Source organism: Chitinophaga polysaccharea, assembly GCF_007829335.1.
GTDB classification, from domain to species: domain Bacteria; phylum Bacteroidota; class Bacteroidia; order Chitinophagales; family Chitinophagaceae; genus Chitinophaga; species Chitinophaga polysaccharea_B.
The window spans coordinates 914,526-940,101 of record NZ_VIWO01000001.1 but is presented as its reverse complement, the minus strand read 5'-3'; the positions used below and the strand labels follow the sequence as shown (position 1 = coordinate 940,101).

Sequence of the window (25,576 nt, the reverse complement as noted above, 5' to 3'; positions counted from 1 at the left end):
CGTTAAATTTGCCACATGAGTCAATTTAACCGCCTCCGGAAATACCATAGTTTCTTTCGCTTTAAAAAAGATTTTCAGCAATACGGTCTTAAAAGTGTGAAGAGTTACCAGCTGGTACTCTATTGGCTTCATGCCCGGATGAACCGCAGCCAGTTCCTCCTGTTGTCGGGTATATTGGTAGGCTGTACGGCCGGTTTAGCCGGAGTCGTCTTAAAAAGCCTGGTCCATTACATTCATTATATTATTACCGATAAGGTACATTTCAGCACCCAGGTAATTTTCTATGTGGTATTTCCCTTCCTGGGAATTGTACTAACCACCCTCATGGTGATCTGGTTTTTCAAAGGGCAGTCCAGGAAAGGAATTCCGGCCATTTTACACGAAATAGCCCAAAATTCCAGTTTTATTCCGCCGGTAAAAATGTACTCCCAGATCGTGCAAAGTGCTATTACGGTGGGACTGGGGGGATCTGCAGGGCTGGAAAGCCCGATAGCCGTTACCGGTGCTGCCCTGGGCTCCAACTACGCCCGTACTTACCACCTGGGCTATAAAGAACGCACCCTGTTATTAGCGGCCGGTGCCACCGCCGGGATTGCCGCAGCCTTTAATGCGCCCATTGCCGGGATGATGTTTGCATTTGAAATTCTACTCACCGGGGTGGTTTTCTCCGATTTCATGCCGCTGATTGTAGCGGCTGTATGTGGAAGTTTGTTGTCTAAGATCATTTTACAGGAAGAAGCCCTGTTTCACTTTGAATCGCGGGTAGCTTTTAATTATCATAATGTACCCTTTTACCTGGTACTGGGTTTATTGAGTGGATTTTACGCCCGCTACTATGTGGTGATTTCACAGAAAGTAGAACACTTCTTTCATGGATTAAAGTGGACGGCTTTGCAACGGGCCATCCTGGGGGGCATCGTGATATCTGCGCTTTGTGTGGCCATGCCTCCGCTGTTTGGCGAAGGGTATACCAGTGTAAAGTCGCTGGCTTCCGGCAATGGAGAAACCATCCTGCAAAATAGTTTCTTCCGTTACCTGCCTATTCAAAGCTGGATGATTGTAGTGTTTACCGGGTGCGTTTGTTTACTGAAAGCTTTAGCCGCCTCTGTCACCATTCAAAGCGGGGGGAATGGCGGTAACTTTGCGCCCTCTTTATTCGCGGGTGGCTTCCTGGGCTTTTTCTTCGCGATGGTTTGCCAGCAAATGGGGATCACCGATATCCCAGTCACTAACCTCGTCATTGTAGGCATGGGTGGGGTAATGGCCGGTGTGATGTACGCCCCGCTCACCGCCATCTTCCTGATAGCTGAATCCAGCTCGGGGTATGATCTTTTTATCCCGTTAATGATTGTTTCCACTATCTCTTACCTGATGGCCAAATGGTTTTCGCCACTTTCCCCAGAACTGAAACAACTGGCAAAAGAGGGTAAAATATTTACCCGGGCCCACGACAACAATATTCTGTTGCTATTGAAAATGGACGACCTGATTGAAAAAGATGTACAGCAAATCAATATTGGTGCTACTTTACGGGAATTAATTGAGTTGATAAAAGAAGGAAACCGGAATATTATTGCGGTAGTAAATGATCAAAACCGGTTTGAAGGTATTATTACCCTGGATGATATACGGCCCATCATGTTTAACCCGGAGTTGTATGACAGGGTGCTGGTGAAAAAACTGATGAAGGCGCCTCCGGCGGAAGTATACCTGAAAGATAATATTAACCTGGTGATCAAGAAATTTGATGAGGTACAAGCCTGGAATCTGCCCGTAGTGCAGGATAAACAGCTGGTGGGTTTTATCTCCAAATCCAGTATTCTGAATAAATACCGGTCGCTGTTACAGGAATATTCCGAAGGATAGCCATATTTGTTGGCTATTTTTATAATTATAATGAGAAAAAATGGCCAGAGTACTGATCAATTTTGCACATCCTGCCCTGGAGAAATCGAGGGTACATGCCCAGCTGCTGCGTGCCATTAAAACCATACCGGGTATTACTATCAACGACCTGTATGAGCAATACCCCGATCTTGATATTAATATAGCGCGGGAGCAGACCTTACTGGAGCAACACGATATTATATTCATGCAACATCCCTTTTACTGGTATAGTGCGCCGGCCATTGTAAAACAGTGGATAGACCTGGTGCTGGAACATGGCTGGGCATATGGCCATACCGGGAAAGCCTTGCAGGGAAAGTATTTCAGTAATATTATCAGTGCCGGCGGTGCTGAAAATGCCTATCAGCCCGACGGGCATCATGGCCATACGATACATGATTTCCTGTTGCCGTTTATACAAACGGCCAAACTCTGTAATATGCACTACGCCGCCCCTTATGTGATTTATGGCGTACACAGAGAAGATATTTCCGATATAAAAGAGGAAACGCAAAAACTGGTGCAGGTGCTGGAACGCTTGCGGCGTCCGGAGTTTGACCCGGGCGTTATTACAGGGCTCAGCAACTTGTCGCAATTACTTCAACTTCCCGCTCAAACCCAATAATATGGATCAACATTCATTACTATTCCAGGCGATGGTATACCTGGCCGCAGCGATTGTATTTGTACCCCTGGCTAAGAAATTGGGATTGGGCGCCGTACTGGGTTATCTATTGGCTGGTGTTATTATAGGCCCATCGGTATTAGGTTTTATAGGTACGGAAGGAGAAGACATCATGCACTTTGCGGAATTTGGTGTGGTGATGATGTTGTTCCTGATCGGTATGGAACTGGAGCCAGCACTGCTCTGGCGGTTGCGGGCTTCCATACTTGGGCTGGGAGGGCTGCAGGTAGTAATAAGCGCTGCGGCCATTGCCGGAATTGCGCTATTATTGGGCCAACCGGTAAATAACTCGCTGGCCCTGGGCATGATACTATCGCTTTCGTCCACCGCTATTGTGTTACAGACCCTGAATGAAAAAGGGTGGATGGGCACTGCTGCGGGACAAAGTGCGTTTTCTGTATTGTTATTCCAGGATATTGCAGTGATCCCTATGTTGGCTATTTTTCCGCTGTTGGCAGGAAGCGTGGCTACAGAAAGCACTTCACATAGTTCTTCTCTCCGGGATAACCTACCCGGCTGGGGACAAACCCTGGTGGTTTTAGGGGCTGTTGCTATCATTATTATTGCCGGCAGGTACCTGGTGCGGCCCATCATGCGGGTGATAGCCCGTACGCGGGTGAGGGAATTATTTACCGCCACCGCCCTGCTGATGGTGGTAGCCATTGCAGTACTTATGAACCTGGTAGGCCTGAGTTCCGCGCTGGGCGCCTTCTTAGGAGGAGTAGTACTGGCTAACAGTGAATACCGGCACGAGCTGGAAAGTGATATTGAACCATTCAAAGGATTGTTGCTGGGCTTATTCTTTATTGCGGTGGGCGCTTCTATCGACTTCAAGCTGATATTGGAACAGCCCTGGTTAATAATGGGATTGGTAGTAGGTATTATGACCGTAAAAGGTATTGTGCTGTTTGCATTGGGCAAGATATTTAAACTGAACATAGACCAGAACCTGTTGTTTGCCTTTGCCCTGGCTGATATTGGAGAATTTGCCTTTGTACTGTTATCCTTTACCAGTCAGACCCGCCTGTTAAGTAGTGAAATGACGGCGATGATGACCGCCGTGGTGGCTATTAGTATGGCGTTGACACCGCTGATTATGCTGTTGTATGAAAAAGTGATACAACCACATTTTACCCGTTCAGAAGTAAAAGCTGAGCGCGAAGCCGATGAAATTACCGAAAAGCATCCTGTGATTATTGCAGGATTTGGCCGCTTTGGCAGTATGACGGGGCGTTTCCTTCGAGCTAATGGTATCAACGCCACTATCCTGGACCTGGATTCCGACCGGGTAGATGCCCTGCACAACCTGGGTATTAAAGTATATTATGGAGATGCTTCGCGGTATGATTTGTTGGCCGCCGCCGGCGCAGCCGATGCCAAAATACTGATCATTGCCACCGACCACCCGGAGCAAACGCTGGAAATTGTGAAGATGGCGCAGCGCTATTTTCCGCACCTGCAGCTATTGGTACGGGCAGAAAATAATGAAGATACCTTTGAGTTGATGGACCTGGGCGTATTACACATTTACCGGGAAACCATCGACACTTCGTTACGGGTAGGAGTAGATGCCCTGCGCATGCTGGGCAACCGCGCCTACAAAAGCGAGCGGGCCGCCCGTACCTTTTTCCGGCAGGATGAACGTACGCTGAAGGGTTTGTCAGCCCTCCGCGACGATAAAAAACAATACATCATCTCCATGAAGGAGCGTATTGAAGAAATGGAAAAACTCATTTCGTCTGACCGCGTGAAGACCTGGCTGGATGAGGGCCAGGGCTGGGATCCCGAATCACTGCGGGACGAAATCAGGGGCGAGAAAAGAGAAATAGAATAGTGCCTAGCGGATATGCTGAATGATTAATTCCGCTACATGGTGCAACAGTCCTACATCCAGCGAATGTAAGTGATCATGCATGGGTTTACTCGACACGGCTCTTACATAACCTTCTTCATCGGGCTCAAAGGTGATTTCATGTTCCTGGATCACCACCTTGTATACCGTTTTGAATTGTTGATGCGCTGTTGTAACCTCTACGATATGTGGGTGACCTTTGTATTCAAATTTAAGCGTGAAAATGTCTGACATATGGCTATCGTTATGTAGTGCTCATGCTTATTCATCCTGGTGATAATATCGCCTGATCCGGTTTTTTTCTTCACGGGAAAGCTGGTGAATACCCCACAGGGAGAAGGAAGCAAGGCCGCTGATGATCAATATGTAGCCAATAAAACCGAGTGTATGGAAGACCTTAAACCATATCCAGTCGTTTGTAATGGCGTACTGCGCTAAGATAGCTAAAATCGCTCCTGTCAACGCCAATACCACGGCAATTTTTTTCATGGGGAATTATTTTTGGGGGATAAAAAATGGGGGGGCTACACTTCTATCCAGGTAAACAAAAATCAACATCCTATATACGCAACAACGGCAATAACGGATGTGCAGCTCACCTGTTTATCATGTAACGAGGGGTAAAACGAACCAAGGGATCAGATTGTTACAGTTGCAAACGAATACCTAATTTATTTAACCCTTTTACCAGCAATAGCATCAATACTGCGAAGCAACCGCACCAGAGAATGCCGGGTACTCCCTGGTTCAATACTGCGGGCAGGCTGATACCGGCCAACATCATACCGAAATAAACGATATCAGGCAATATATAGGTGAGCAGCGGGTTGGACCCTGCCGGGCGGAAGAAGGCAGTCCATTTACCGACCTGTTTTACATCTATCAGTATATACAACAGGGAAAAGATCACCACACAAATAGCCGCGCTATATAAGCACCAGGAAGGCGTAGCGCGTATTTTAGAAATTTCATATGCAGGTCTTAACAGCAGGGCACTCATCATCAATAGCACAAAAAAGCCGCATATTTTTGAAAAAAGCCGGCGCCCCTTCAAATCAAGATCCTCGTCAAAATAAAATAAGGTGAGCAACATCCCGGATAAAACAATAGAAGTATGAGCCGCATTCCTGCTCTGGGAGGCTATCCAGCTCCATTCCCCTTTATGTATAAAGGGCTGCTTGCATAAAATATAATAGCCAATACAAACAGCTATCATGAGCATAATAGCATTGGCATTGCCTTTAAACCACTGGTAGAAAATACAGGCATATAGGTAGGCCCAGCCAATCAATCCCAGGATGCCCCACCATTGCGGCGCCAGTCGCTCGCTGCCGTTGCCGCCCCGATAAATAATGCCCAATATGATCAAACCAGCTATACCAGCTCCTTTAAAGCACCAGCTTATCCAGGACTGTTTAAATGTATAAACATTCCATACCAGGATAGCGCAAACGTAAAACAGCAACGACCATAGCGCTACGCTCATCCCGGTAGCGGCGGCATTCATCTCTTCTGTATTTACCATAAAAATACCCAGCACCCAGAGGCCTACGGTACGCCAACCGATGTGTTGCTGTAACTTCCAGAAACTATCTCCCTTAGCCAACCTGCTATTAATAGCAAATGGGATAGACATGCCCACAATAAAGAGAAATGCGGGGAATACCACGTCTACAAATGTCATCCGGTCTTCCGCAGCATGTGCATGCTGCATCCAGGCAGGGATGCCCTGTACGCCTGCTACGCTATTCACGAAAATCATGACCAGGATAGTAATTCCGCGGAATGCATCGATAGATAAAATACGACCGGGTTTCAGGTTGTTGATCATACGGGTAATGCGTAAAGATTGAAGTAATAACAAAATACAATAATAAATTGTGATTTATTCTTATTTATCAAGATCGCCTCTCGTCCTTTCTAATATTGGAGGTGGCAAAAAATAATTACCTTTCTCCCGCTAACAAAATCTCAAACAACTTATGAACAAACTCCTTTTCGCCGGCATCGGCGTGGCCAGCGTGGCTTGTTTTATAGCCTGCAACCAGGGACAGTCCAACACCAACAAACAGGCAAATACCACTCCTGATGCGGTAGCCGCCAACGTAGATACCACTGCAAATCCCAAAGACGACTTTTTTGATTATGCCAACGGAGGCTGGATTAAACGTAACCCGATTCCTTCAGAATACAGCTCCTGGGGCATCGGCAACCTGGTACAGGAAGAACTATATAAACGCCTGCGTATCATCAATGAAAAAGCGGCAGAAAATCCGTCCGATCCCATCTCCAAAAAAATTGCTGCCTTCTGGAAAAGCGGCATGGATTCCGTGCGCCTCAATGCAGCAGGCATTGAACCTATAACCGGGACTTTAAAAGAGATTGATGCCGTGAGCAACGTACAACAACTGGCGCAACTGGCCTCCCAACTGAATGTAACCGCCGGTGGTACTTGTGATATTTCCATAGGACAGGATGCGAAAAACAGCGATGCCATTATGGTACAGCTGGGACAAGGCGGCCTTGGATTGCCGAACCGCGATTACTATTTCAATACAGACGACCGCACCACTAAAATAAGACAAGCTTACCCCGGCCATGTGGCAAAAATGCTGGCATTTACCGGCATGGATACCGCTACTGCGCAGAAGGCCGCGGCTAGTATCGTACAACTGGAGACACTCCTGGCTAAGTCCAGTCGCAAGTTGGAAGCCCTGCGTGATCCGGAAGCCAACTATCATAAAATGCCAGTAGCCCAGCTGAATAAAATTGCCGGAAATATAGACTGGGCGGGATTTATAAAACAACAGGGTATCAGCAAATTTGCAGATACAGTGATTGTTGGTCAGCCCGAATTTTATACGGCGCTAAGTGGCGCCATCAAATCGCAACCGCTCGACACCTGGAAGAATTACCTGAAATGGATAGTGATTGCCAACGCGGCATCGCAATTAAGCGATACCATTGCTAATACCCAATTTGCTTTTTATGGTAAACTCCTCAGGGGACAGGATCAACAAAAGCCCCGCTGGAAACGTGTATTAGATGCGGAAGAAGGCGCCATGGGCGAAGCGCTGGGACAATTGTTCGTAAAAGAATTCTTTAATGCTACTGCTAAAAAAAGATATGAGAACCTGGTAGAAGAGATCCGCGCCGCACTGAAAAACAGGATTGAACACCTGGAGTGGATGAGCGATAGTACCAAACAAAAAGCATTATACAAGCTATCCAAAATCAGCAAAAAAGTAGGCTATCCTGATAAATGGAAAGACTTTTCCGCTATGGATATCAAGGATCAATCCTATTACCAGAACGTAGTGGCAGCCAAACACTGGTGGCAAAATTATGAGATTAATAAGCTGGGGAAACCGGTAGACCGCAGCGAGTGGGATATGACGCCACAAACCTATAATGCCTATTACAACCCCAGTAACAATGAAATCGTATTACCGGCGGGCATCTTCACCGTTCCTGGTAAGCGTGATGAAGAGCTGGACGATGCCGTTGTATATGGCTATGCTGGGGCTTCTACCATTGGGCATGAAATTACCCATGGCTTTGACGATGAAGGTCGCCAATTTGATGCAGCCGGTAACCTGAAAAACTGGTGGACCAAAGAAGATATCAAAAAATTCAATGACCGCGCCGATGTGATGGTTAGACAGTTCAACAGCTACGTAGTGGTGGATAGCTTACATATCAACGGGAAAGCTACCCTGGGCGAAAATATTGCAGATCTGGGTGGTATCTTACTGGGATGGGAAGCATTTAAAAAGACCGAACAATACCAGAAAAATGAAAAGATTGCCGGCTACACGCCAGCAGAGCGCTATTTCATGGGATATGCCCTGGGATGGTTGAGCCATACCAAAAAAGAATCGTTGGCCAGGCAGGTCCTGACAGATGTACATTCGCCAGCTAAATTCAGGGTGAATGGACCATTCAGCGATGTAGACGCGTTTTACGAAGTATATGGATTACAGCCTGGCAACGGGATGTACAGAGCAGATAGCGCCAGGGTAAGAATCTGGTAGATATAACGCGCAAAGCCGAAGGCATAAAGCAAAAAGCTATTGAAGCGGATAATATATGAGTATTTAAACATTCGCTAATATTATCCGCTCCAATAGCTTTTTGCTTTATGCTTTTAGCTTTTTGCCCTAGCCATGAAAAAACCAGCACCACATCGTACATTAGTAGTTTATAACGGTGTGTTTAAGATGAAAAATGAAACTCGCTGCAGGAAGCAGACAGGTAGATCGTTGACCAGCAAGGTGGCAGCAGGTATGATAGGATTATTGCTGGCCGGAACAGCCAGCTCCGCACAAACTTTTTCCAATGGTTTTCGCCCATTTACCGGCGTACCCCGTCATTACGTATGTTATCAAACTTCCGGCAACATACAGATTGATGGCAATATTACAGAAGGTGCCTGGGAGAAAGCACCATGGTCAGAAGATTTTAAAGATATTGAAGGTGATGCTAAACCTGCGCCACGACTGCGTACCCGGGTAAAAATGCTGTGGGATAACCAGTACTTATATATTGCCGCGTCTTTAGAAGAACCGCATGTATGGGGCACGCTTTTAAACCACGATACTATCATTTTTCAGGATAATGATTTTGAAGTATTTATTGATCCGGATGGCAATACGCATCAGTATTATGAAATAGAGATCAACGCCCTCAATACGGTAATGGACTTGTTTATGGTTAAGCCTTACCGCAATGGAGGATTGGCCATGCTCAACTGGGATACCAAGGGTATACGTACCGCCGTACATGTAAATGGTACCATCAACAATCCTTCGGATACAGATAAGGAATGGACGGTGGAGATGGCGATTCCTTATAGTGCGCTCAGCTTCTTCGACAGGAATCAACGGCCTTCAGACAATACGCTATGGCGAATTAATTTTTCAAGGGTGGAGTGGGATACTGATATAAAAAATGGCGCCTATGTAAAACAAAGGAAGCCAGAAAACAACTGGGTATGGTCGCCACAAAATATGATCAATATGCATGCACCGGAAAGATGGGGCTACCTGCTATTCACCACGCAGGCACATACCGATTTTCAGCTGCCAGCAGCCGAGGAAGCTAAACCATACCTCTGGAAAGTATACTGGGCGCAACAACAATACCGGCAAGCCCATGGACGTTATGCCAATAACCTGGCTATGCTTCAAATACCTGAAAAGCAGCGCGGCAGTAAAGGACAACAATATACACTCCGCCTGGAGGCTACCTCTTCCCAGTTCAATGCCAACATTACCGGTACCGATTTTTCCGGCGCTGTCTACATTGACCAGGAAGGTAAAGTTTATCACAACAGCAAATAACGGATATGAATAAACGTCATTTTATTAAGTCATTAGGTATTGGCGGACTAGCGCTGGTAAAGCCGTCGTTGCCGGCGCGTGCAGCCGCGGCAGCAGCTTCGCCCAGCCTGGAAAAAACAGCCGTTGAACACCGGGTATGGATTAATCCCGATCATAAAGATACTGCCGCTGTATTGCAGGCCAGGTATGCCACTTACAGAAAAGCAGGCATTACCGATATTATGTTTGAAGCGGATAGCGAATTGCATTTCAAAACCGCAAAGGCCAATGGGATCAGGGCACACCACTGGATGTGGACCATGAACAGGGGCGAAAAAGATCTGCTGGCCAGTCACCCGGAATGGTATGCACAAAACCGCAAAGGAGAGTCCTGCGCCAATCATCCACCCTATGTAGACTACTACCGGTGGTTATGTCCGAGTAAACCGGAAGTAATCAATTACCTCAAAGACCAAGTAGAAAAAATCCTCTCCCTGAGTTATGTAGATGGTATTCACCTGGACTATGTGCGTTTTTGCGATGTGATATTGCCGGTCAACCTATGGAGCCATTATGGTATTGATCAATCGAAAGAATTACCGGAATATGATTTCTGTTATTGCGAACAATGCCGCAATGCTTATAAAGAAAAGCGGGGCATAGATCCGCTGGAGATAGAACATCCTGACCAAAGCCCTTCCTGGCGCAAGTTTCGTTACGATCGTATTACTAACGTAGTGAATAACCTGGCACAGGTAGCGCGGCAACATAAAAAGCCTATTTCGGCAGCGGTATTTCCTACGCCGGAAATTGCCAAACGTATTGTACGTCAGGACTGGACCAACTGGCCGTTGAACGCCGTATGCCCCATGATTTACCATGGCTTTTACCGCGAAAATGTAGCGTGGATAGGGGATGCCGTAGCAGAAGGCGTGAAAGGGCTGCATGGGGCGTTCCCATTGTATGCAGGGCTTTATTTACCCGACTTTCACAGCAATTACACCGATCTGGCAGAAGCAGTAAGACTAGCTATACAAAATGGAGCGGCAGGTGTTTCCATTTTTGGAGAAGTAACACCGGAAGTGTTACGGATACTGGGGGAAAACGCTTAACTTTTTTGACATAAAAAGGGGCCCCGCATTGTAATGCGGGGCCCTTTCTATTTTATGTTATCTTATAAGATATTTCTAGGTCTGTCGGCAACAGGCTTACCAAACTCGTAGTTAGGTTTGTTACCCATTTTAACCACCATCGTTCCACCTTTCACCACATCCTGGTGGGAGATAAAGCTTTTGCTGTAAGGCTTTCCGTTGAGCGTAACACCCTGGATATAGATATTTTCCGGACTGTTACCAATGGTTTGTACGGTAAATGTTTTACCGGCGCCTACCTTCAAAGTAGCTTTATCGAACAGCGGGCTACCCAGTACATACACACCACTGGCGGGATTTTCGGGGTAGAAGCCCAGAGCAGAGAATACATACCAGGACGACATAGCGCCACAGTCTTCATTACCGGCAAGACCTTCCGGCTTATCGAAATAAAAGTCTTTCATTACCTGTCTTACTTTCTCGGCTGTTTTCCATTGATTACCTGCGAAAGCATACATATAAGTAACGTGGTGACTAGGTTCATTACCATGTGCATACATCCCTATGAGGCCGGAAATATCGCTGGAGGCTTCAGCGCCCATATCGCCCCTGGCGGTAAAGAGGCTGTCGAGCTTGCGGGTAAAGGCATCATCGCCACCCATCAGTTCTATTAGACCTTCTACGTCCTGGGGTACCAGCCAGGTGTATTGCCAGCCGTTACCTTCGGTGAAGTCGCCTTTTTCGTGGATGGAATTAAACGGATTGTAAGGTGTTTTGAAGCTGCCATCGCTCATACGTGGGCGTACAAATCGGATGGTGCTATCGAAATAATTTTTGTAATAGCCTGCGCGTTTTTTAAAATATTCATAGTCGGCAGTCTTACCCAATTTCTTTGCCATAGCGGCGATGCACCAATCATCGATGGCGTATTCCAGTGCTTTGGAAACGGATTCATATTCCTTATCTGCCGGGATATAACCGCGTTCTTTTACATATTTAAGCCCCAGGTCATCGCGGTTGGCGGTAACTTTCATTGCCGTAAAAGCTTCTTCTGCATTGAAGCCTGTAAAGCCTTTCAGGTAAGCATCTACGATAGGAGGTACCGCATGATAGCCAACCATGCAATTAGTTTCATTGCCCATCAGGTGCCACACCGGCAGTTTGCCCTGCTGCTTATAAACGGTGAGCATAGAGTTGACGAAGCTGTTTACCTTTTCAGGGTGCAGAATGGTGCTCAATGGCGCGCAGGAGCGGTAGATATCCCAGAGGGAGAAAACGGAATAGTTATCGAATCCTGGATTAGGATATACTTTTTTATCGGTGCCGCGGTAGCTACCATCATGATCGTTGAATAAAGCCGGATCAATCATGGTATGATAAAGGGCGGTGTAAAATACACGGCGGGCAGATGGATCTTTAGTTTCGATGTTTACTTTCGACAGTTCTTTATCCCATTTAACGTTGGCAGTATTCACTGTTTTGGCAAAGTCCCATCCTGGTATTTCTGCTTTGATATTGGCGAGTGCATTTTCGCTGCTTACCGGGGAGATACCTATTTTCAGCATTACTTGTCCGGGAGATTTATCAAAAACGATGACTCCCTTGGCCGCTTTTGATTTCACGGAGTTTCCAGTTTGTTTGGTATCTCCATCAAAAACAAGGAATTGTTTTACCGGCACAGATGATTTAATCGCAAACCAAAGACGCTGGTCTTCCGCCCAGCCTTTGGAATAGCGGTATCCTTCGAGCGTATATTCATCTACTTGTTTGATAAATGTTTCTACGGGAGCATCCCAGCCAATACCTTCTTTCAGGTCGATGATGATATTAGCGGGTTGATTTTTCGGGAAAGTAAAGCGATTAAACGATACTCTTTCTGATGCTGTTAATTCCGCCAGGATGTTGTAATCGTCCAGTTGAACAGAATAGTAGCCGGGACGGGCTTTTTCGCGGCTATGGGAATAATGGGAACCGTAGCCGGAAGTAGGATCTTCCTGTGTGCCCCTGTTGGTTCTCACTTTGCCGGTATAGGGCATTACCAGTACATCGCCCAGATCGCCGATACCTGTTCCGCTCAGGTGTTGCTGGGAGAAGCCAATCAACACACTGTCGGAATAATGATAGCCGGAGCACCAATCCCATCCTTTCACGATATTGGTAGGTCCTACGGATATGGCGCCATAAGGTACGCTGGCGCCTACAAATACGTGTCCATGCTCACCAGAGCCGATATAAGGATCTACTGAAGCAACGGATTTGCTTTCTACAAATGTTTCTTTCTTCTGCGCCTCTGCTTGTACGCCGTGAAGCAATGCAGCAGATAGCACCAAAGCGCTACCTATCTTGAATCCCGATTTCATAATCAAAAACCTTTAATAATCCCGGCAATTTACGGCAGAATGTTAAAGGATTTTTGTTAATTTTTTACGGGTGGCTTACGGGCTGTAATTCCCTGGCAGGCGCAGGAACCGGCGCTGGTTCCTTTCTCACTAAAAATTTACGGGTAAGTACCTGGTATACAATCATCAGCCATAAAACCAGGCAAGGCAAGGCTTTGATGGCATAAGGGGTGGCTATATTTTTTCTTACCCAAGGTGTTACCAGGTCGGAATGCGAGAAGCTGACCAATAAAATGGAGAAAAAGAGGAAAATGTTATTTGCCCGGGTAGCAGGTTGTAACACGTACCAGATACATACTGCAGGTAAGGCAATGATATAGGTGCAAGCCTCTGAACCGCTGCTGAATAATACCGGGAACATAAGGGTGGAGCATAATATGTATAAGCGGTAACGCGAGTTGTAGCGGTATTTGAGCTGGGTATATTGTAATAAGAAAAGTACAATGGCGGGAACCAGTATAATGGCACCATTCAACGAAGGAATATGAAATACCCGTTTAATGAAGCCTCCGGCAGAAATATCCTGGTAGAGGGTAGCTGCTGTATTTACGTTCTGCTCATTCTTATGCACCAACTCTACATACCAATCCTGGTAAGCCTGCATAATATATTGGGGCGACGAAATAACCATTGGTAATGCGAACAATACGGCGCTCCACAGGAAAAAGCCGGTAATAAAGCGCCTGGGATTGGGGCTGAAGAAGAAGAATGCGAGTCCCACGATGCCATATAGTTTGGTAAACGTACCTAATGCGATTAAAAAAGTAGCCCACATTTCCCGTCCTTTCAGGGTATTGGTAAACGTGAGGATGATAAAAGCACCGATAAACTGGTTGAGCTGAAACCAGCCGCTGGCCCCCATCATTTCCTGGGCACACAATAGCAGGATAATATTTTGTTGAATGCGGCTGAGAGGTAGTTGCCTGATGGCATAAAACAGTACGGCAGCGCCGGTTAATGCCCACAACAACGCCCCCAGGCGGTCGTCGAGCCCGGCAAAGGGAGCAATCAGGAAGCTGAATACGGGGCCATAATGGTTAACGTCAAAATATTCTGCCGGGTAGGCAGCGTATAAGGGTTGCTGATGCAACACATGGAAGAAGACCTGTTTAAATATAAGGTAGTTATTAATATTATGCCTGGAAATTTCCACGGCAGCGCCCAGAAAGGCCAGCCCAAACCAGAGTCCCAGGATTAGCCATTCTTTCTCTGCCAGATAAGTCAGTACATTTCTTTTTTCACGCATATCATTTTCACGCATATCAGTGATCATTTAAAGCTACAATATGCCTGTATAACGCGTGCCGGGAGGGAGTCCCCCTATGCTGAGGTATATTTATGTGGCAGTAGGTGTGAAACACCTGTTCATTCCAGAAAAAACATGCCTGATGGCAAGCGCACATTACTTTTCTGATTCGGCCCATTGTCTGGACTGCAGGTTAATAGCATAAACAGCGCCTGCGACGACCAGGCAGGATACAATCAGTACGGTAGATATTATTAATAACATAGCACTCGAATTTTTCACATGAACCCAAATTTACATTTTTTTTGTTACAGACCTAAGGTCGCGGTTTCCCACCAGAGTTTCGTAAATTAAGGGTATGAGCGCACAGATGAATGCAAGAAGAAAGCGTCCGGGTAAGGACGAGGAATTAACTTTTAAAGAACGATTGGCCGCGCTGCGGAATTTGCCAGCTTTTTTCCGGATGGTGTGGCAAACCAGTCCGGGGTTAACCATCGCCAATACCCTGTTGCGGGTAGCACAGTCGGCCATGCCTTTATCCTTGTTATATGTAGGCAAACTGATTATAGACCAGGTAGTGCTGTTGAGCAAAGATGCCAGTCATTCCGCCACCTGGCTGTGGGAGCTGGTAGCCATTGAATTTGCGCTGGCCATTGTGTCTGATGCGCTGAGCCGGGCTATATCCTTACTGGATGGACTGTTAGGTGATCTTTTCGCCAACCACACCTCTATAAAAATCATGGAACATGCCGCCAGGTTGGATCTGGACCAATTTGAAGACGCAGAATTTTACGATAAACTCGAGCGTGCGCGGCAGCAAACCAGTGGCAGAACAGTGCTGCTGGCGCAGGTATTGAGCCAGGTACAGGATGTGATTACCGTTGCCTTCCTGGCCGCCGGCCTGATGATATTCAACCCATGGCTGATCCTGCTGCTGTTATTGGCGGTAGTGCCGGCGTTTTTGAATGAGTCGCATTTCAACGACCTGTATTACAAGCTGGCCTGGGGACAAACTTCCGACCGGCGGGAGCTGGACTACATCCGTTACCTGGGTGCGAGCGATGAAACAGCCAAAGAAGTAAAGGTGTTTGACCTCTCCAATTTCCTCATTGACCGCTTCCGGGCAATTTCCGATAAATTTTACACTGATAAAAAAACGCTGCAGGTGAGGGACTCCATCTGGGGTACCGTATTTGCCTTTGTGGGCGCGGCCGGATACTACGCCGCCTATGTGATCATCATCCTGCAAACCATCCGCGGACGCCTCAGCATTGGCGACCTGGCTTTCCTGGCAGGCTCTTTCCGGCAACTGCGCACCACTTTCCAAGGTATACTGATCCGGTTTTCCAGCGTAACCCAGGGCGCGTTGTATTTACGCGACCTGTTTGAATATTTTGAGATTCAGCCGAAAATGGTAGCAGTAGCGCGTCCCAGGCCATTTCCCAGGCCTATACAAACAGGTTTTACTTTTGAAGATGTAGGGTTTAAATATGTAAATTCCGATAAGTGGGCAATCCGTCACCTCAGCTTTACCCTGCATGCTGGAGAAAAACTGGCGCTGGTAGGGGAAAACGGCGCCGGCAAGACTACGCTCGTAAAACTGCTTTCGCGTTTATACGATCCGGTAGAAGGCCGGATCTTACTGGATGGAGTAGACCTAAGAGAATACGACATCAATGAATTACGGACACAGGTAGGCGTTATTTTCCAGGACTATCAACGTTACCAGATGACCGTTTCTCAAAATATTGCCGTAGGCAAGATCACGGAAAGTCACAACCAGCCTATGATTGAAGAGGCAGCCAGGCAGAGCCTTGCTTATCCGTTGATAGAAAAAATGCCCCATGGCTTTGACCAGATGCTCGGTCGCCGCTTCAGCCAGGGAGTAGAACTTTCCGGGGGCGAATGGCAGAAGATAGCGTTAGCGCGGGCTTACATGAAAGATGCCCAGCTGCTTATACTCGATGAGCCCACCTCTGCCCTGGATGCCCGGGCAGAATACAATGTATTCCTGCATTTTGCAGAGTTGACCCGCGATAAAACCGCAGTATTAATATCTCATCGTTTTTCTACCGTACGCATGGCCAACCGTATACTGGTATTGGAAAGAGGAAGCCTGGTAGAAATCGGGAGTCACCAGGAGCTACTGGATAAGAAGGGTAGATATGCCGAGCTGTTTGAACTCCAGGCAGCCGGCTATAAATAAAGCGTTTCCTGGTGGGGAAACGCTCATAAAATACTATGGCGGAAAGAAAAGGATGCTCTTTCTGTAAAACAGGGCGTTTGCCGGCTATTATTCCCCTAACGGTGGGTATACCACCATTTTAATGCGATGGCCAATAACAACAGCACAATGCCTAATATCATCTTCACCCAGGGCACTTGTCGTTTTACCAGCAACTCGCCCGAAATACGCTGCCAGGCTTGTTGCGGGTGATATTGTCCCATTTTCCCCATCTCTTTTTTCAATATGGGCTCCTGGCTTAATTCTTCAAACAATGTCCGGTTGTCCTCACTGGCCGCCATCCATTGATGCAGGTCTTTGCGCTCCTCGTGCGACAAAGCGTTCTTCCAATACTTAACAATTAGCCTCGATGTATGATACACTTGCTCCATGGTTCACTTTTATAAACAAACAAGATATAATGCCAGGAAAGTTTCAGACGTTAATTTCAACCGCAGTAGTTCCAGTGCCCTCGACTTCTGCAGTATCACCGCGTCCATAGAGATATTCAACCTGCTGGCAATGGTATTATTTTGTTCCCCTTCAATAAAACCCAGACGGAATACCTGCTGACAGTTTTCCGGCAATGCAGCAATGGCGCCATAGATCTCTCCCCATACTTCTGCTTGCAGCATGGCTGTTTCCGTGTGTTGCCCCTGTTGCCGACAGGCACTTTTCACCATTGTATACAATAAAGTTTTAATAGCCGGGTAGTCGGTAATCGTTTGTTTTTGGCGTGCGTACTGAATAAATACTTCCTGTACAATATCTTCTGCGATAGCGGAATCGGAGATAAGCAGGTCGGCAAATCGGCATAGACGCAGGTATAGCAGGTCAAATAATGACTTCAGCTGGTGGAATGCAGGAGATTGTTCTTTGGTGTACATGTAGGGTAAATTTAGGGAGAATAGGGGGGATTTGCAATGGTGAGGGGGAAGAGTGACAGCTATTTTTTATATTTGTTTATCATTTTGATATTCACGATATGAAAATGATTGGAGATCGAAAACCTGATCACCTTATTCGTTAGCTTCCATACCATCTATACCCATAAAACGTCGCAGTAATATGAGCCGCAATCCAAAATGGCATAGGGATGAAATCATACTTGCACTACATCTTTACTTTTCCCCAGATAGAGGCACCATTGATACTAAAAATCCGAAGATCATCGCATTAAGCCAATTGTTGAATGAACTCCCTTTAGTTACCAATCGTCCTGACCAAGAGCGATTCCGGAACGTGAATGGCGTAGCACTTAAGTTGAGTAACTTCTTGCCTTTCGATGACCAATATACCGGTACGGGCATGACGCGCGGCTCCAAGCTGGATAAGGCAATCTTCTTGGAATTTCAGCATAAAAAAGATTTGCTGGCTAAAATAGCCAAGGAAATCACTGCTATCGCTAAAAATCAAACTCTCAAAGAAGAAATACTACAAATAGAAGAAGATGAACAAACCCTAACCGATGCTGTAGAAGAAGGGGCTATTTTATATAAACTACATAAAGTGAGGGAAAGAGTTCCATCTATTGTGAAAGATAAAAAAGCCGCGGTACTAAAGAAAAATGGAAAGTTATCTTGTGAAGTATGTGGCTTTGACTTTCACGATTGTTATGGGGAAGTAGGCAAGGGTTTTATAGAATGCCATCACATCACGCCATTGGCTGATATAAAAGTGTCACGGCAGACTACCTTAGCAGACTTGGCGTTGGTATGTTCTAATTGTCACCGTATGCTGCATAAAAAAATCGATGATATATCGATTGAAAGCCTGCGGGTAATGATCCAAGCTTCTCTGAAATTACAGGCTCGCTAAATTAGCCGCCACCAACTCATACAACCTATCTACAATCAGCCCTCGATGCGCTTCAAAAGCTGCTTCCTGCTCAAGGAACCAGCGATCCGCGTTGATCACATTCACCACATGAATTGACACCTCCTTCACAGGTTTTTTCTTATAGTGCGCGATAAGTTCATCACTACGTATCCTGGCAGCCCGCAGACAGTGGGCTATTTCTGGCAATTGCAACGCGGTTTCTAGCTGAGATGCTACTATACCCAGGTGGAAATAGATAGCATGATCAAACCCTTCATAGTCCAGGTATTCCCACCATTCTTTTACTACTGCCAATGTATATTGCACAGGGGTGAGGGCCGGCAGCTGGTCTAATAACAACCAGTAATTACGGGGAAGTTGTTGTTCCTTTTCCAGGTTATCGGCCAGTAGCGCTAACGCCCCTTCTTTATCGTTCTTTTTACTACGTAAGATCCGTTCAGGTAAGGTATACCTTTCTTCTTCAATACTAGCCAAGGCTTTAGCGATATCATAATTGCATTTGATTAAATGCTCTGCAGCCATTTCGGCCGCTATAGCCGCTTTTTCCACAACAATAGCTATCATTTCGGCCTTGAATTGGTGGATGGCCTGGTCGATATTGCCGTTGGTACTATTGAGTAATTGGAGGGCATGGCGTAGGCCTATGGGGATTTGCAGGCGCAATAGGCTTACTTCTTGCTGGTGCTGCATGTGCAAATGTTTATAGGGGTTAACAGCCTGCACTGCTCAGCTAATACTACTTTTAGACTATTAAATATTTTATCACTCATAAAACCGCTTTAAAGCATACTTATCAACAATCTAAATATAATAACTCTCACATAATGCATAAAAACAAACCATAAAAAGATATTTATAAAAAAAGTCAATGCTTATTTTATCCCTTTTCCGGGAATAAAAAATTTCCCTATCTTATGGTTCCTATGAAAAAACGACTTACCGAACTCTTGGTTATTTACGTCATCTACTTTCTCACCTTATTGCTATATATCCACCTGCATACGGGCTATGTGAGCGTAGCGCTGGGCTCGGTGGTCATCTGGCTCATTCCGTTGATAGCGGTGTTACCAACGCAGTTCCTGGCGTTTATCATTGGGGTAGGGTGGCCAGGGAAAGCAGATGAAGCGCTGGATGATAAAACGGATACCCGTATTTACCGGGTTGCACACCTGACAGTTTACCTGTTGATAGTGATCCTGGCATTTAAATAAAAAGCCCGGCTCAGCAGGCCAGGCTCCGTCAGTAAACCCTTTTCAGCTTATACGATTTTAAACCAGGGCATTCCATCCTTCCCTTTCGGGTGATGAACGGAAGTGAGCACCGCACTGTCGCTGATTTCGTACCAGGGGAATGAGCTCCGCCCTTGCGGATGATGCGTGGTAGGATATAGCTTATTATCCCGTATTTCGAACCACGGCAGAGCACTGGAGCCATTGTCGTGATGAACAGTAGTATACACGTTATTTTCTCTTATTTCATATTCGGCAAATGAACGCGCACCGTCCGGGTGGTGCAATGTTCTATGGAGTTTCATATTTAATAAATTTTCTGGGTAAAAAATATGGTTAACACAATTATTTGGGTTCACTAACAGTATCAAATATAAATAAATATTTGATAGGATCGCAAACTAGATATCTATTTATATCGAACAAGTTTTCTAGGAACTTCCAACAAGTATCCAATTCCACGAATGGTGTGTAATTTAACAGTTTCACTTCCCTTAAAATGATCTCTCAACTTTTTTATGGTAGCCGTTAAGGAACCTTCTTTTTCAAATCCGAAAACAACTTCTTTCAACTCCTCAATTGAAACGGTCTCATTTAAATTTTTTATAAAGAGCGTTAGCGCCGTTATTTCATTCGCTCCCATCCTAAACACCTTTCCATTACATTTAATAGACGCATCTTTCGTAGTATATTTATACCCATCCAAATCAATTTCCTTACAGAGATCTATCTGAGATTTAGCCCTTCTTACAAGCACTTCCATTCTGTAAAGAAACACATCCATTGCAATCGGTTTCTGGCAATAATCATCCGCCCCTCCCTCATATCCTTTCAGCTCTGTATCCTTATTTCTATCAGCTGATATATACATAATTGGAATAATCGGGTTCTTAGCGCGGATTTTTCTTCCAAGCTCCAGGCCATTTAATCCGGGTATGTGCACATCAAGCAAGCAAATATCAATACAATTTTCTTTAAACACTTCCCATGCCTCCCGTCCACTCGTTACAAGAATAACTTCATATTTTCCCGTAGCCTCCAAAAATGGTTTAAAGCCGTCAGAGAAGATGACATCATCTTCCACCCATAGAATAGTCAATTTATGCTTTGGTGTAGTAATATTCATAATATATAATTATAAAAATTAAAATATAAGTTGTCTAAAAAATCGACGTTTCGCTGTAGGAGCTGAATTTGAAATATTTTGCCATTACTACTAATAGGAGGTGGCTTCTTTTTCATATTGGATACAACCAAGCCCTGATTGGCTATATTGTAATCTGTCGAAACGACCGGAACCAGCATGCGTTTATCTTATAGGATTCGTTATAAAATATTGCTTTAAAAAAAGAGATAGCTTATTAATGTTAAAAGTTTTATTAAAAAAAGCAGTACCACCGCCCCGTCCAAATACCTCTTGCTCCACTAATACCAATTCTTCTGCTGACAAATAACAAATAGGCACTTCCTTATCAGTATTTCGTATCCGTTCGCCTAAATCAATTCCGCCTAATCGGGGCATCATAATATCCAGCAGACAGTAGTGAAAATTCATTTTAGTGAAAAGTTCCCATGCTTGTTCTCCATCACATGCATGGTAGACCTCAAAATCGCTTGGTGGCAAAATCCGCCTAACAATCCTGGAAAAAACAAGATCATCCTCCGCATGGAGTACTTTAATTTTCATTAGTATTTGATTTTGATTAACAGTAGGTAATGATATAAAAGATAATATCGCCGACAATTATTCAATGGTCTTTCAATAACGCCACAGTAAAACACCCATTTCAATATGAATGACAATGGATACCTTTTGCGATAAGATCATATTGACTTTTAAAAATTCAAAATGATTACAAAACACAAACATAAATAAAACATCATTACAACTTCAGTATTGGTAAGATTTAGCAAATAATATATAATTATGTTAATTACTAGTTAACGTATATCCGTAAACGTTACATATTTGCTAATTATGTGTATTTCACAAAAAATATACAGTTATGTTAATACGCAGTTTCATATCGATACATGAAACACTAATTCCTGAGTGCCTACATACCCCAAACTGAGCCCATCGTACTACTCTAACAGTTATACGCTTTTATCAAGTCAAAAAAATATTTTAAAAAAATTTTGGAGATATTAAAAAAATATATTCATCTTTGCACTGTTAAAAAAATCATAAACATGTACCGCTCAATTATACACATACAAACAAAAAGTTGGTTTAGCCACAAAGGGGGTTATGCTAATGGCGGGGCATGTTATGCTACTGAATAGTTGATAAAACGAATTCGATATAACACAGGCCCCGCAAGAGATTGCGGGGCTTTTTATTTGTGCTTAAAATAGATTTGAAACATGCAAATACGCATTCAATACATATCATTTAGTCACCATAGCGGTAAACAACGGTTACCGATAGGGGGCATGCATACATATTATTTTCAACGACCGATTTGTCAACGAACATAACCAATGGTTATGCTAAACGAAAGCCGGTCGTTCATCACGACCGGCTTTTTTTATTGCTTCCAAAATTGGTAAAATCCCTATAGCAAAAGGTTATAGGCCAATTTAACCAACGTAAAAACCGGCCTTCATCCATTAATACCTCGTATAGTGAGGACCCCAAAGTGTGCGTAGGCTACACACTGACCAGTAGCTCAATGGTGAGAGCAACTGCCTTATACGCAGCAGGTTGCCGGTTCAAATCCGGCCTGGTCAACCTCTTTATGGTGCTTGTAGTTCAATGGCAGAATATCCGGCTGTGAACCGGAAGAACAGGGTTCGATCCCCGCCAGCACCCTCAACTGTGAGTACGGCGGCGTGGGAGTGTCGCAATGGTCTGTAAAACCATCGCCTTAACGGCTTAGCAGGTTCGAATCCTGCTACTCACACCAGGCAAATGCACCGCATTTACTAAAGAACTTCCCTCGCGGGAAGACGAGTATCGATGCCTTCACCAAGCAAACCAGGCGAGGGTTTCAGATAGCCCCGCAGTGCAGCCGTAGTAACGCGCTGTATGCTGTTGCTTCGCAGGCACTATGCTCGCCATCATCTATGGGTCGCAGGTTCGATTCCTGTCCGCCTGTGCAGGCGGTAGCTCAGTAGGAAGAGCAATAGAATTCTCCTGTAAAGAGAAAAAACAACAAACAAGGACTTGAAATCCTTTAATGCTTCTGAAAAAAGCAACAACAACCAACAAAAGCCAGGGCTGTAGCCCTGCCACTTCATCAAAAGGATGATAACGGCAAATGAATAAACACCAGCAGGCAATCGCTTCGGCTGTGATCTCCCATCACTTGGCACTTCCGCCCCAACTGATGCAGAGATAGCTGTTGAACCACTGCCTCCGTGCGCACCCATTGGACAACACCCCTGGCTTTTTTTATGAACCCCAAAAAACAAAAAAATGAAAAGAGTTACCATCAATGCCTACGAAAGAGGATTGATATTCAAGAACGGCGTATACCAGCGAATGCTGATGGAAGGCCGTCACTGGCTGATCAACGAGGATGCGCAGATTTATGATATCAACAAACCTTTCGTGGCCCCCATTGAATTAAACATATTATTGCAAGACAGCGACGTACGCGCAGCTTTGCACGTAGTGGAAGTAAGCGAAACTGAAATTGTGTTGCATTATGAAAACGGTTTACTGAAGCAGGTATTGACTGCCGGAAGATATACTTTCTGGAAAAACATGATCGACTATAAGTTCGTCAGGGCCGATATCTCCAAGATCACCATCACCGAAAATATAGACCGGTCTACTTTGAGTCACCGGCTGGTAGCACCTTTCGTAAGAACGTTCAACGTAGAAAATTACGAACAGGCAGTGATGCTGGTAGATGGCAAATACGCCACTACCTTGTATCCCGGCATCTACTCCTGGTGGAGAAATAATATCTCTATCGCCATCAGCAAGATTGATATGCGGCAGCTACAGCTGGAAATCAACGGCCAGGAAATCTTGACCAAAGACAAGGCTGCCCTGCGTATCAACGCGTGGGCACAATACCAGGTAGCAGATATCAACAAGGCCATCCTGCAAAACAAAGAATATGAAAGACAGCTGTATGTATTGTTCCAGCTCGCGCTGAGAGAATACATCGCCACTTTGCACTTCGATGAATTGCTGGAAAAGAAAGATGCCCTGGCACCTTTCATCATGAAGGCAGTGAGCGACAAAGCCGAAAACCTGGGTATCACCCTGCATACCTTTGGTATCCGCGACATCATCCTGCCAGGCGATGTGAAGGAAATCATGAACCAGGTACTGGTAGCCGAAAAGAAGGCACAGGCCAATATCATCATGCGCCGGGAAGAAACTGCCAGCACCAGGAGCTTGCTGAATACCGCCAAGCTAATGGAAGACAATCCCATGCTGTTTAAGCTGAAGGAGATGGAGTATGTGGAGAAGATCGCTGAAAAAATCAACAGCATCAGCCTGAGCGGAAACGGCGTGCTGATAGATCAATTGAGGCAAATATTTATCCCTAAATAAAACAACGGGTGCATCAAATTTGATGCGCCCGCTTGTTATCTTTTTGCTTTCTGGGTAAAAAACTAACTTTGCCCTATGGACGGACAATATAGAAAAGACATTTATCCAGGACTGGAAGTAGCCATCATCCTGAAAAAAGACCAACGCAGCGGTAAAAAAACCTATGGCATTGTAAAAGATTTACTCACCTCAGCCGCCTATCACTCCCGCGGTATTAAAGTACGGTTGGAAGATGGCCAAATAGGCCGGGTAGTAGAAACAGATGTAGTGGGCGACGAAGACTAAAGCAGCTTCAGGCCTTTGGTGATACGGTCTATCGCCTCATTGAGGTTAGGACCAATAGCACAACAGGTTTTCGTAGGCACGCCGCCGAATTCCGTTAACCCCGAATCTGTTATCAAAGTGGCGTTCAATCCATCCTCCACCGCTTGTTGATACACCCGCTCCAGTTCTTCTTCCGAATCTACCGACAAACAAATTTTAGTAAACCCTTTCGTCATCCATTCCGACACCTCTTCCGGGTTTCGCAGGCTCGTTTGTAACGTATAACCTTCTATGGTAGCATGCCGGGTAAGGAAGGCTATAGATGCATGTGCCCCCTGGGCAATCATCTTCCCCTTGCGCATGTTTAAATCCTTGCGCATCACAATTACCTGCTTAACTATCCTGGACGACATACCTCACGATTTTAAGCAGCGAATGTACGACATTACCATATCACATACCCCACGCTTAATCGTATGCTCAGGTATTTTGCGGCGTCGTTGTAGTAGTTGCGTGGCGTAAACATCCAGCCAAAGCGGCCTTCGAAATTGATATCTTTTCCCCAGCTGCGCTGCATACCCCAGGCAGGTGTTACAAAACCGTAAGTCCCTGTGGCAAAGTTCTTCGAAAAAAGGGGCGCCGTTACCGTTCCCGCAGTAATGCTTACAAAGCGCCCGCATTGTTATTTACTTTTTTCCCTTTGGCCATCCGGCGGGCAATGCCATAATACTGCCTTACTTCTCCTGAAAAAACGGGTACGCCCGCATAAGCCCAATGATCATCTTCAAAGTAACTATAACTATTGCTGGAATATGCCAGGCCCATTTCAACACCTGCTTCCAGGTTGAGCGTAGTATATTTCAACAATCGTAATTCATAATTGGCGCCCACGCCTAACAGGGAAAGATTTGCTTTTAGTTGACTCGGTTTTCTCCAACCTTCTTCCTGGGCGGCTACACGCAAACAGGAAAACAATAGTAATGCGCAGAGCGCCTTCATTTTTTGGGACATTGTATACAGTGT

Annotated in this window: 25 protein-coding genes and 3 tRNA genes; 14 read left to right on the top strand and 14 right to left on the bottom strand. The window is 45.3% G+C overall.

The features are described 5' to 3' along the window. Positions 1–15: 15 nt before the first annotated feature. From FHW36_RS04030 to FHW36_RS04020, 3 genes are read left to right on the top strand one after another with little or no spacing between them, the layout of a single operon-like run. On the top strand, positions 16–1,866 hold the full coding sequence (locus FHW36_RS04030; RefSeq protein ID WP_145662573.1) for a chloride channel protein: 1,851 nt from the start codon (positions 16–18) through the stop codon (positions 1,864–1,866). A 40-nt stretch (positions 1,867–1,906) separates the two neighbouring features. Next, positions 1,907–2,512, top strand: coding sequence for an NAD(P)H-dependent oxidoreductase (locus tag FHW36_RS04025; RefSeq protein WP_145662571.1), 606 nt, complete (start codon positions 1,907–1,909; stop codon positions 2,510–2,512). A 1-nt stretch (position 2,513) separates the two neighbouring features. Next, complete coding sequence (locus FHW36_RS04020) at positions 2,514–4,406, top strand: monovalent cation:proton antiporter-2 (CPA2) family protein (protein WP_145662568.1); 1,893 nt, start codon at positions 2,514–2,516, stop codon at positions 4,404–4,406. Positions 4,407–4,409: 3 nt separating this feature from the next. Here FHW36_RS04020 and FHW36_RS04015 read toward each other — a convergent pair whose 3' ends face one another. From FHW36_RS04015 to FHW36_RS04005, 3 genes are all read right to left on the bottom strand, one after another. Then, positions 4,410–4,658 (bottom strand): hypothetical protein, encoded by a 249-nt coding sequence (locus FHW36_RS04015; RefSeq protein ID WP_145662564.1) that lies wholly within the window; start codon positions 4,656–4,658, stop codon positions 4,410–4,412. 27 nt (positions 4,659–4,685) lie between these two features. Next, positions 4,686–4,913, bottom strand: a complete 228-nt coding sequence (locus tag FHW36_RS04010) for a hypothetical protein (protein ID WP_145662561.1) — start codon at positions 4,911–4,913, stop codon at positions 4,686–4,688. Positions 4,914–5,070: 157 nt separating this feature from the next. Further along, positions 5,071–6,288 (bottom strand): DUF5009 domain-containing protein, encoded by a 1,218-nt coding sequence (locus FHW36_RS04005; protein WP_145662558.1) that lies wholly within the window; start codon positions 6,286–6,288, stop codon positions 5,071–5,073. A gap of 118 nt (positions 6,289–6,406) precedes the next feature. Between FHW36_RS04005 and FHW36_RS04000 the strand changes: the two genes are divergently transcribed. From FHW36_RS04000 to FHW36_RS03990, 3 genes are all read left to right on the top strand, one after another. After that, a complete protein-coding gene (locus tag FHW36_RS04000) occupies positions 6,407–8,458 on the top strand; it encodes a M13 family metallopeptidase (RefSeq protein ID WP_145662555.1) in 2,052 nt (683 codons plus the stop codon). 186 nt (positions 8,459–8,644) lie between these two features. Then, complete coding sequence (locus FHW36_RS03995; RefSeq protein ID WP_246121062.1) at positions 8,645–9,766, top strand: sugar-binding protein; 1,122 nt, start codon at positions 8,645–8,647, stop codon at positions 9,764–9,766. A 5-nt stretch (positions 9,767–9,771) separates the two neighbouring features. Continuing rightward, entirely contained in the window at positions 9,772–10,857 is a 1,086-nt protein-coding gene (locus FHW36_RS03990; protein WP_145662552.1) for a family 10 glycosylhydrolase, read from the top strand. Between the two features lie 62 nt (positions 10,858–10,919). Here FHW36_RS03990 and FHW36_RS03985 read toward each other — a convergent pair whose 3' ends face one another. Further along, a complete protein-coding gene (locus tag FHW36_RS03985; RefSeq protein ID WP_145662549.1) occupies positions 10,920–13,196 on the bottom strand; it encodes a GH92 family glycosyl hydrolase in 2,277 nt (758 codons plus the stop codon). A 64-nt stretch (positions 13,197–13,260) separates the two neighbouring features. Then, positions 13,261–14,496, bottom strand: coding sequence for a glycosyltransferase family 87 protein (locus FHW36_RS03980; RefSeq protein ID WP_186452295.1), 1,236 nt, complete (start codon positions 14,494–14,496; stop codon positions 13,261–13,263). 343 nt (positions 14,497–14,839) lie between these two features. On the opposite strand from FHW36_RS03980, the gene FHW36_RS03975 reads away from it, so the two are divergent. Then, the gene (locus FHW36_RS03975) at positions 14,840–16,687 is read left to right on the top strand and encodes an ABC transporter ATP-binding protein (RefSeq protein WP_246121061.1); all 1,848 of its coding nucleotides are present in this window, start codon (positions 14,840–14,842) and stop codon (positions 16,685–16,687) included. Positions 16,688–16,782: 95 nt separating this feature from the next. On the opposite strand, the gene FHW36_RS03970 is transcribed toward FHW36_RS03975, so the two are convergent. Beyond that, positions 16,783–17,097: a hypothetical protein gene (locus FHW36_RS03970; RefSeq protein WP_145662543.1), complete on the bottom strand. Its 315-nt coding sequence runs from the start codon at positions 17,095–17,097 to the stop codon at positions 16,783–16,785. Between the two features lie 9 nt (positions 17,098–17,106). Beyond that, positions 17,107–17,592 carry a sigma-70 family RNA polymerase sigma factor gene (locus FHW36_RS03965; RefSeq protein WP_145662541.1) on the bottom strand — a complete coding sequence of 162 codons (486 nt, stop codon included), beginning with the start codon at positions 17,590–17,592 and terminating at the stop codon, positions 17,107–17,109. Between the two features lie 181 nt (positions 17,593–17,773). On the opposite strand from FHW36_RS03965, the gene FHW36_RS03960 reads away from it, so the two are divergent. Then, the gene (locus FHW36_RS03960) at positions 17,774–18,523 is read left to right on the top strand and encodes an HNH endonuclease (RefSeq protein ID WP_145662538.1); all 750 of its coding nucleotides are present in this window, start codon (positions 17,774–17,776) and stop codon (positions 18,521–18,523) included. On the opposite strand, the gene FHW36_RS03955 is transcribed toward FHW36_RS03960, so the two are convergent. Continuing rightward, positions 18,509–19,234, bottom strand: a complete 726-nt coding sequence (locus tag FHW36_RS03955) for a hypothetical protein (protein WP_145662536.1) — start codon at positions 19,232–19,234, stop codon at positions 18,509–18,511. The genes FHW36_RS03960 and FHW36_RS03955 overlap by 15 nt on opposite strands. A 233-nt stretch (positions 19,235–19,467) precedes the next feature. Here FHW36_RS03955 and FHW36_RS03950 point away from each other — a divergent pair, with 233 nt between their 5' ends. Beyond that, the gene (locus FHW36_RS03950; RefSeq protein ID WP_145662533.1) at positions 19,468–19,755 is read left to right on the top strand and encodes a hypothetical protein; all 288 of its coding nucleotides are present in this window, start codon (positions 19,468–19,470) and stop codon (positions 19,753–19,755) included. A 47-nt stretch (positions 19,756–19,802) separates the two neighbouring features. On the opposite strand, the gene FHW36_RS03945 is transcribed toward FHW36_RS03950, so the two are convergent. The 3 genes from FHW36_RS03945 to FHW36_RS03935 all read right to left on the bottom strand — a co-directional run bounded on the left by FHW36_RS03945 (position 19,803) and on the right by FHW36_RS03935 (position 21,460). Beyond that, a complete protein-coding gene (locus FHW36_RS03945) occupies positions 19,803–20,078 on the bottom strand; it encodes a hypothetical protein (RefSeq protein ID WP_145662530.1) in 276 nt (91 codons plus the stop codon). Positions 20,079–20,182: 104 nt separating this feature from the next. Beyond that, positions 20,183–20,899, bottom strand: coding sequence for a response regulator transcription factor (locus FHW36_RS03940; protein WP_145662528.1), 717 nt, complete (start codon positions 20,897–20,899; stop codon positions 20,183–20,185). Between the two features lie 183 nt (positions 20,900–21,082). Next, positions 21,083–21,460 carry a response regulator gene (locus tag FHW36_RS03935; protein WP_145662526.1) on the bottom strand — a complete coding sequence of 126 codons (378 nt, stop codon included), beginning with the start codon at positions 21,458–21,460 and terminating at the stop codon, positions 21,083–21,085. A 974-nt stretch (positions 21,461–22,434) separates the two neighbouring features. On the opposite strand from FHW36_RS03935, the gene FHW36_RS03930 reads away from it, so the two are divergent. The 5 genes from FHW36_RS03930 to FHW36_RS03910 all read left to right on the top strand — a co-directional run bounded on the left by FHW36_RS03930 (position 22,435) and on the right by FHW36_RS03910 (position 24,574). Then, positions 22,435–22,507 (top strand) — tRNA-Ile (locus tag FHW36_RS03930). Between the two features lie 9 nt (positions 22,508–22,516). Then, positions 22,517–22,588: transfer RNA gene (locus FHW36_RS03925), tRNA-His, on the top strand. A 6-nt stretch (positions 22,589–22,594) separates the two neighbouring features. Next, positions 22,595–22,682, top strand: a tRNA-Tyr gene (locus FHW36_RS03920). Positions 22,683–23,194: 512 nt separating this feature from the next. Then, complete coding sequence (locus FHW36_RS03915) at positions 23,195–24,289, top strand: slipin family protein (RefSeq protein WP_145662523.1); 1,095 nt, start codon at positions 23,195–23,197, stop codon at positions 24,287–24,289. Positions 24,290–24,364: 75 nt separating this feature from the next. Beyond that, a complete protein-coding gene (locus FHW36_RS03910; RefSeq protein ID WP_145662520.1) occupies positions 24,365–24,574 on the top strand; it encodes a YwbE family protein in 210 nt (69 codons plus the stop codon). Here FHW36_RS03910 and pth2 read toward each other — a convergent pair. The 3 genes from pth2 to FHW36_RS03900 form a co-directional block, all read right to left on the bottom strand. Continuing rightward, positions 24,571–24,966 (bottom strand): aminoacyl-tRNA hydrolase, encoded by a 396-nt coding sequence (pth2, locus tag FHW36_RS03905; RefSeq protein WP_145662516.1) that lies wholly within the window; start codon positions 24,964–24,966, stop codon positions 24,571–24,573. The two genes, FHW36_RS03910 and pth2, sit on opposite strands and share 4 nt — an antisense overlap. Before the next feature lie 32 nt (positions 24,967–24,998). Then, on the bottom strand, positions 24,999–25,130 hold the full coding sequence (locus FHW36_RS30915) for a hypothetical protein (RefSeq protein WP_262713371.1): 132 nt from the start codon (positions 25,128–25,130) through the stop codon (positions 24,999–25,001). Between the two features lie 86 nt (positions 25,131–25,216). After that, complete coding sequence (locus tag FHW36_RS03900) at positions 25,217–25,564, bottom strand: hypothetical protein (RefSeq protein ID WP_145662513.1); 348 nt, start codon at positions 25,562–25,564, stop codon at positions 25,217–25,219. Between the last annotated feature and the right edge of the window lie 12 nt (positions 25,565–25,576).

What these genes read in the sequence shown, in the direction of transcription:
- FHW36_RS04030 (WP_145662573.1), top strand. Translation starts at nt 16, where the DNA reads ATGAGTCAATTTAACCGCCTCCGGAAATACCATAGTTTCTTTCGCTTT.
- FHW36_RS04025 (WP_145662571.1), top strand. Translation starts at nt 1,907, where the DNA reads ATGGCCAGAGTACTGATCAATTTTGCACATCCTGCCCTGGAGAAATCG.
- FHW36_RS04020 (WP_145662568.1), top strand. Translation starts at nt 2,514, where the DNA reads ATGGATCAACATTCATTACTATTCCAGGCGATGGTATACCTGGCCGCA.
- FHW36_RS04015 (WP_145662564.1), bottom strand. Translation starts at nt 4,658, where the DNA reads ATGTCAGACATTTTCACGCTTAAATTTGAATACAAAGGTCACCCACAT.
- FHW36_RS04010 (WP_145662561.1), bottom strand. Translation starts at nt 4,913, where the DNA reads ATGAAAAAAATTGCCGTGGTATTGGCGTTGACAGGAGCGATTTTAGCT.
- FHW36_RS04000 (WP_145662555.1), top strand. Translation starts at nt 6,407, where the DNA reads ATGAACAAACTCCTTTTCGCCGGCATCGGCGTGGCCAGCGTGGCTTGT.
- FHW36_RS03995 (WP_246121062.1), top strand. Translation starts at nt 8,645, where the DNA reads ATGAAAAATGAAACTCGCTGCAGGAAGCAGACAGGTAGATCGTTGACC.
- FHW36_RS03990 (WP_145662552.1), top strand. Translation starts at nt 9,772, where the DNA reads ATGAATAAACGTCATTTTATTAAGTCATTAGGTATTGGCGGACTAGCG.
- FHW36_RS03985 (WP_145662549.1), bottom strand. Translation starts at nt 13,196, where the DNA reads ATGAAATCGGGATTCAAGATAGGTAGCGCTTTGGTGCTATCTGCTGCA.
- FHW36_RS03980 (WP_186452295.1), bottom strand. Translation starts at nt 14,496, where the DNA reads ATGCGTGAAAATGATATGCGTGAAAAAAGAAATGTACTGACTTATCTG.
- FHW36_RS03975 (WP_246121061.1), top strand. Translation starts at nt 14,840, where the DNA reads ATGAGCGCACAGATGAATGCAAGAAGAAAGCGTCCGGGTAAGGACGAG.
- FHW36_RS03970 (WP_145662543.1), bottom strand. Translation starts at nt 17,097, where the DNA reads ATGGAGCAAGTGTATCATACATCGAGGCTAATTGTTAAGTATTGGAAG.
- FHW36_RS03965 (WP_145662541.1), bottom strand. Translation starts at nt 17,592, where the DNA reads ATGTACACCAAAGAACAATCTCCTGCATTCCACCAGCTGAAGTCATTA.
- FHW36_RS03960 (WP_145662538.1), top strand. Translation starts at nt 17,774, where the DNA reads ATGAGCCGCAATCCAAAATGGCATAGGGATGAAATCATACTTGCACTA.
- FHW36_RS03955 (WP_145662536.1), bottom strand. Translation starts at nt 19,234, where the DNA reads ATGCAGCACCAGCAAGAAGTAAGCCTATTGCGCCTGCAAATCCCCATA.
- FHW36_RS03950 (WP_145662533.1), top strand. Translation starts at nt 19,468, where the DNA reads ATGAAAAAACGACTTACCGAACTCTTGGTTATTTACGTCATCTACTTT.
- FHW36_RS03945 (WP_145662530.1), bottom strand. Translation starts at nt 20,078, where the DNA reads ATGAAACTCCATAGAACATTGCACCACCCGGACGGTGCGCGTTCATTT.
- FHW36_RS03940 (WP_145662528.1), bottom strand. Translation starts at nt 20,899, where the DNA reads ATGAATATTACTACACCAAAGCATAAATTGACTATTCTATGGGTGGAA.
- FHW36_RS03935 (WP_145662526.1), bottom strand. Translation starts at nt 21,460, where the DNA reads ATGAAAATTAAAGTACTCCATGCGGAGGATGATCTTGTTTTTTCCAGG.
- FHW36_RS03915 (WP_145662523.1), top strand. Translation starts at nt 23,195, where the DNA reads ATGAAAAGAGTTACCATCAATGCCTACGAAAGAGGATTGATATTCAAG.
- FHW36_RS03910 (WP_145662520.1), top strand. Translation starts at nt 24,365, where the DNA reads ATGGACGGACAATATAGAAAAGACATTTATCCAGGACTGGAAGTAGCC.
- pth2 (WP_145662516.1), bottom strand. Translation starts at nt 24,966, where the DNA reads ATGTCGTCCAGGATAGTTAAGCAGGTAATTGTGATGCGCAAGGATTTA.
- FHW36_RS30915 (WP_262713371.1), bottom strand. Translation starts at nt 25,130, where the DNA reads ATGCAGCGCAGCTGGGGAAAAGATATCAATTTCGAAGGCCGCTTTGGC.
- FHW36_RS03900 (WP_145662513.1), bottom strand. Translation starts at nt 25,564, where the DNA reads ATGTCCCAAAAAATGAAGGCGCTCTGCGCATTACTATTGTTTTCCTGT.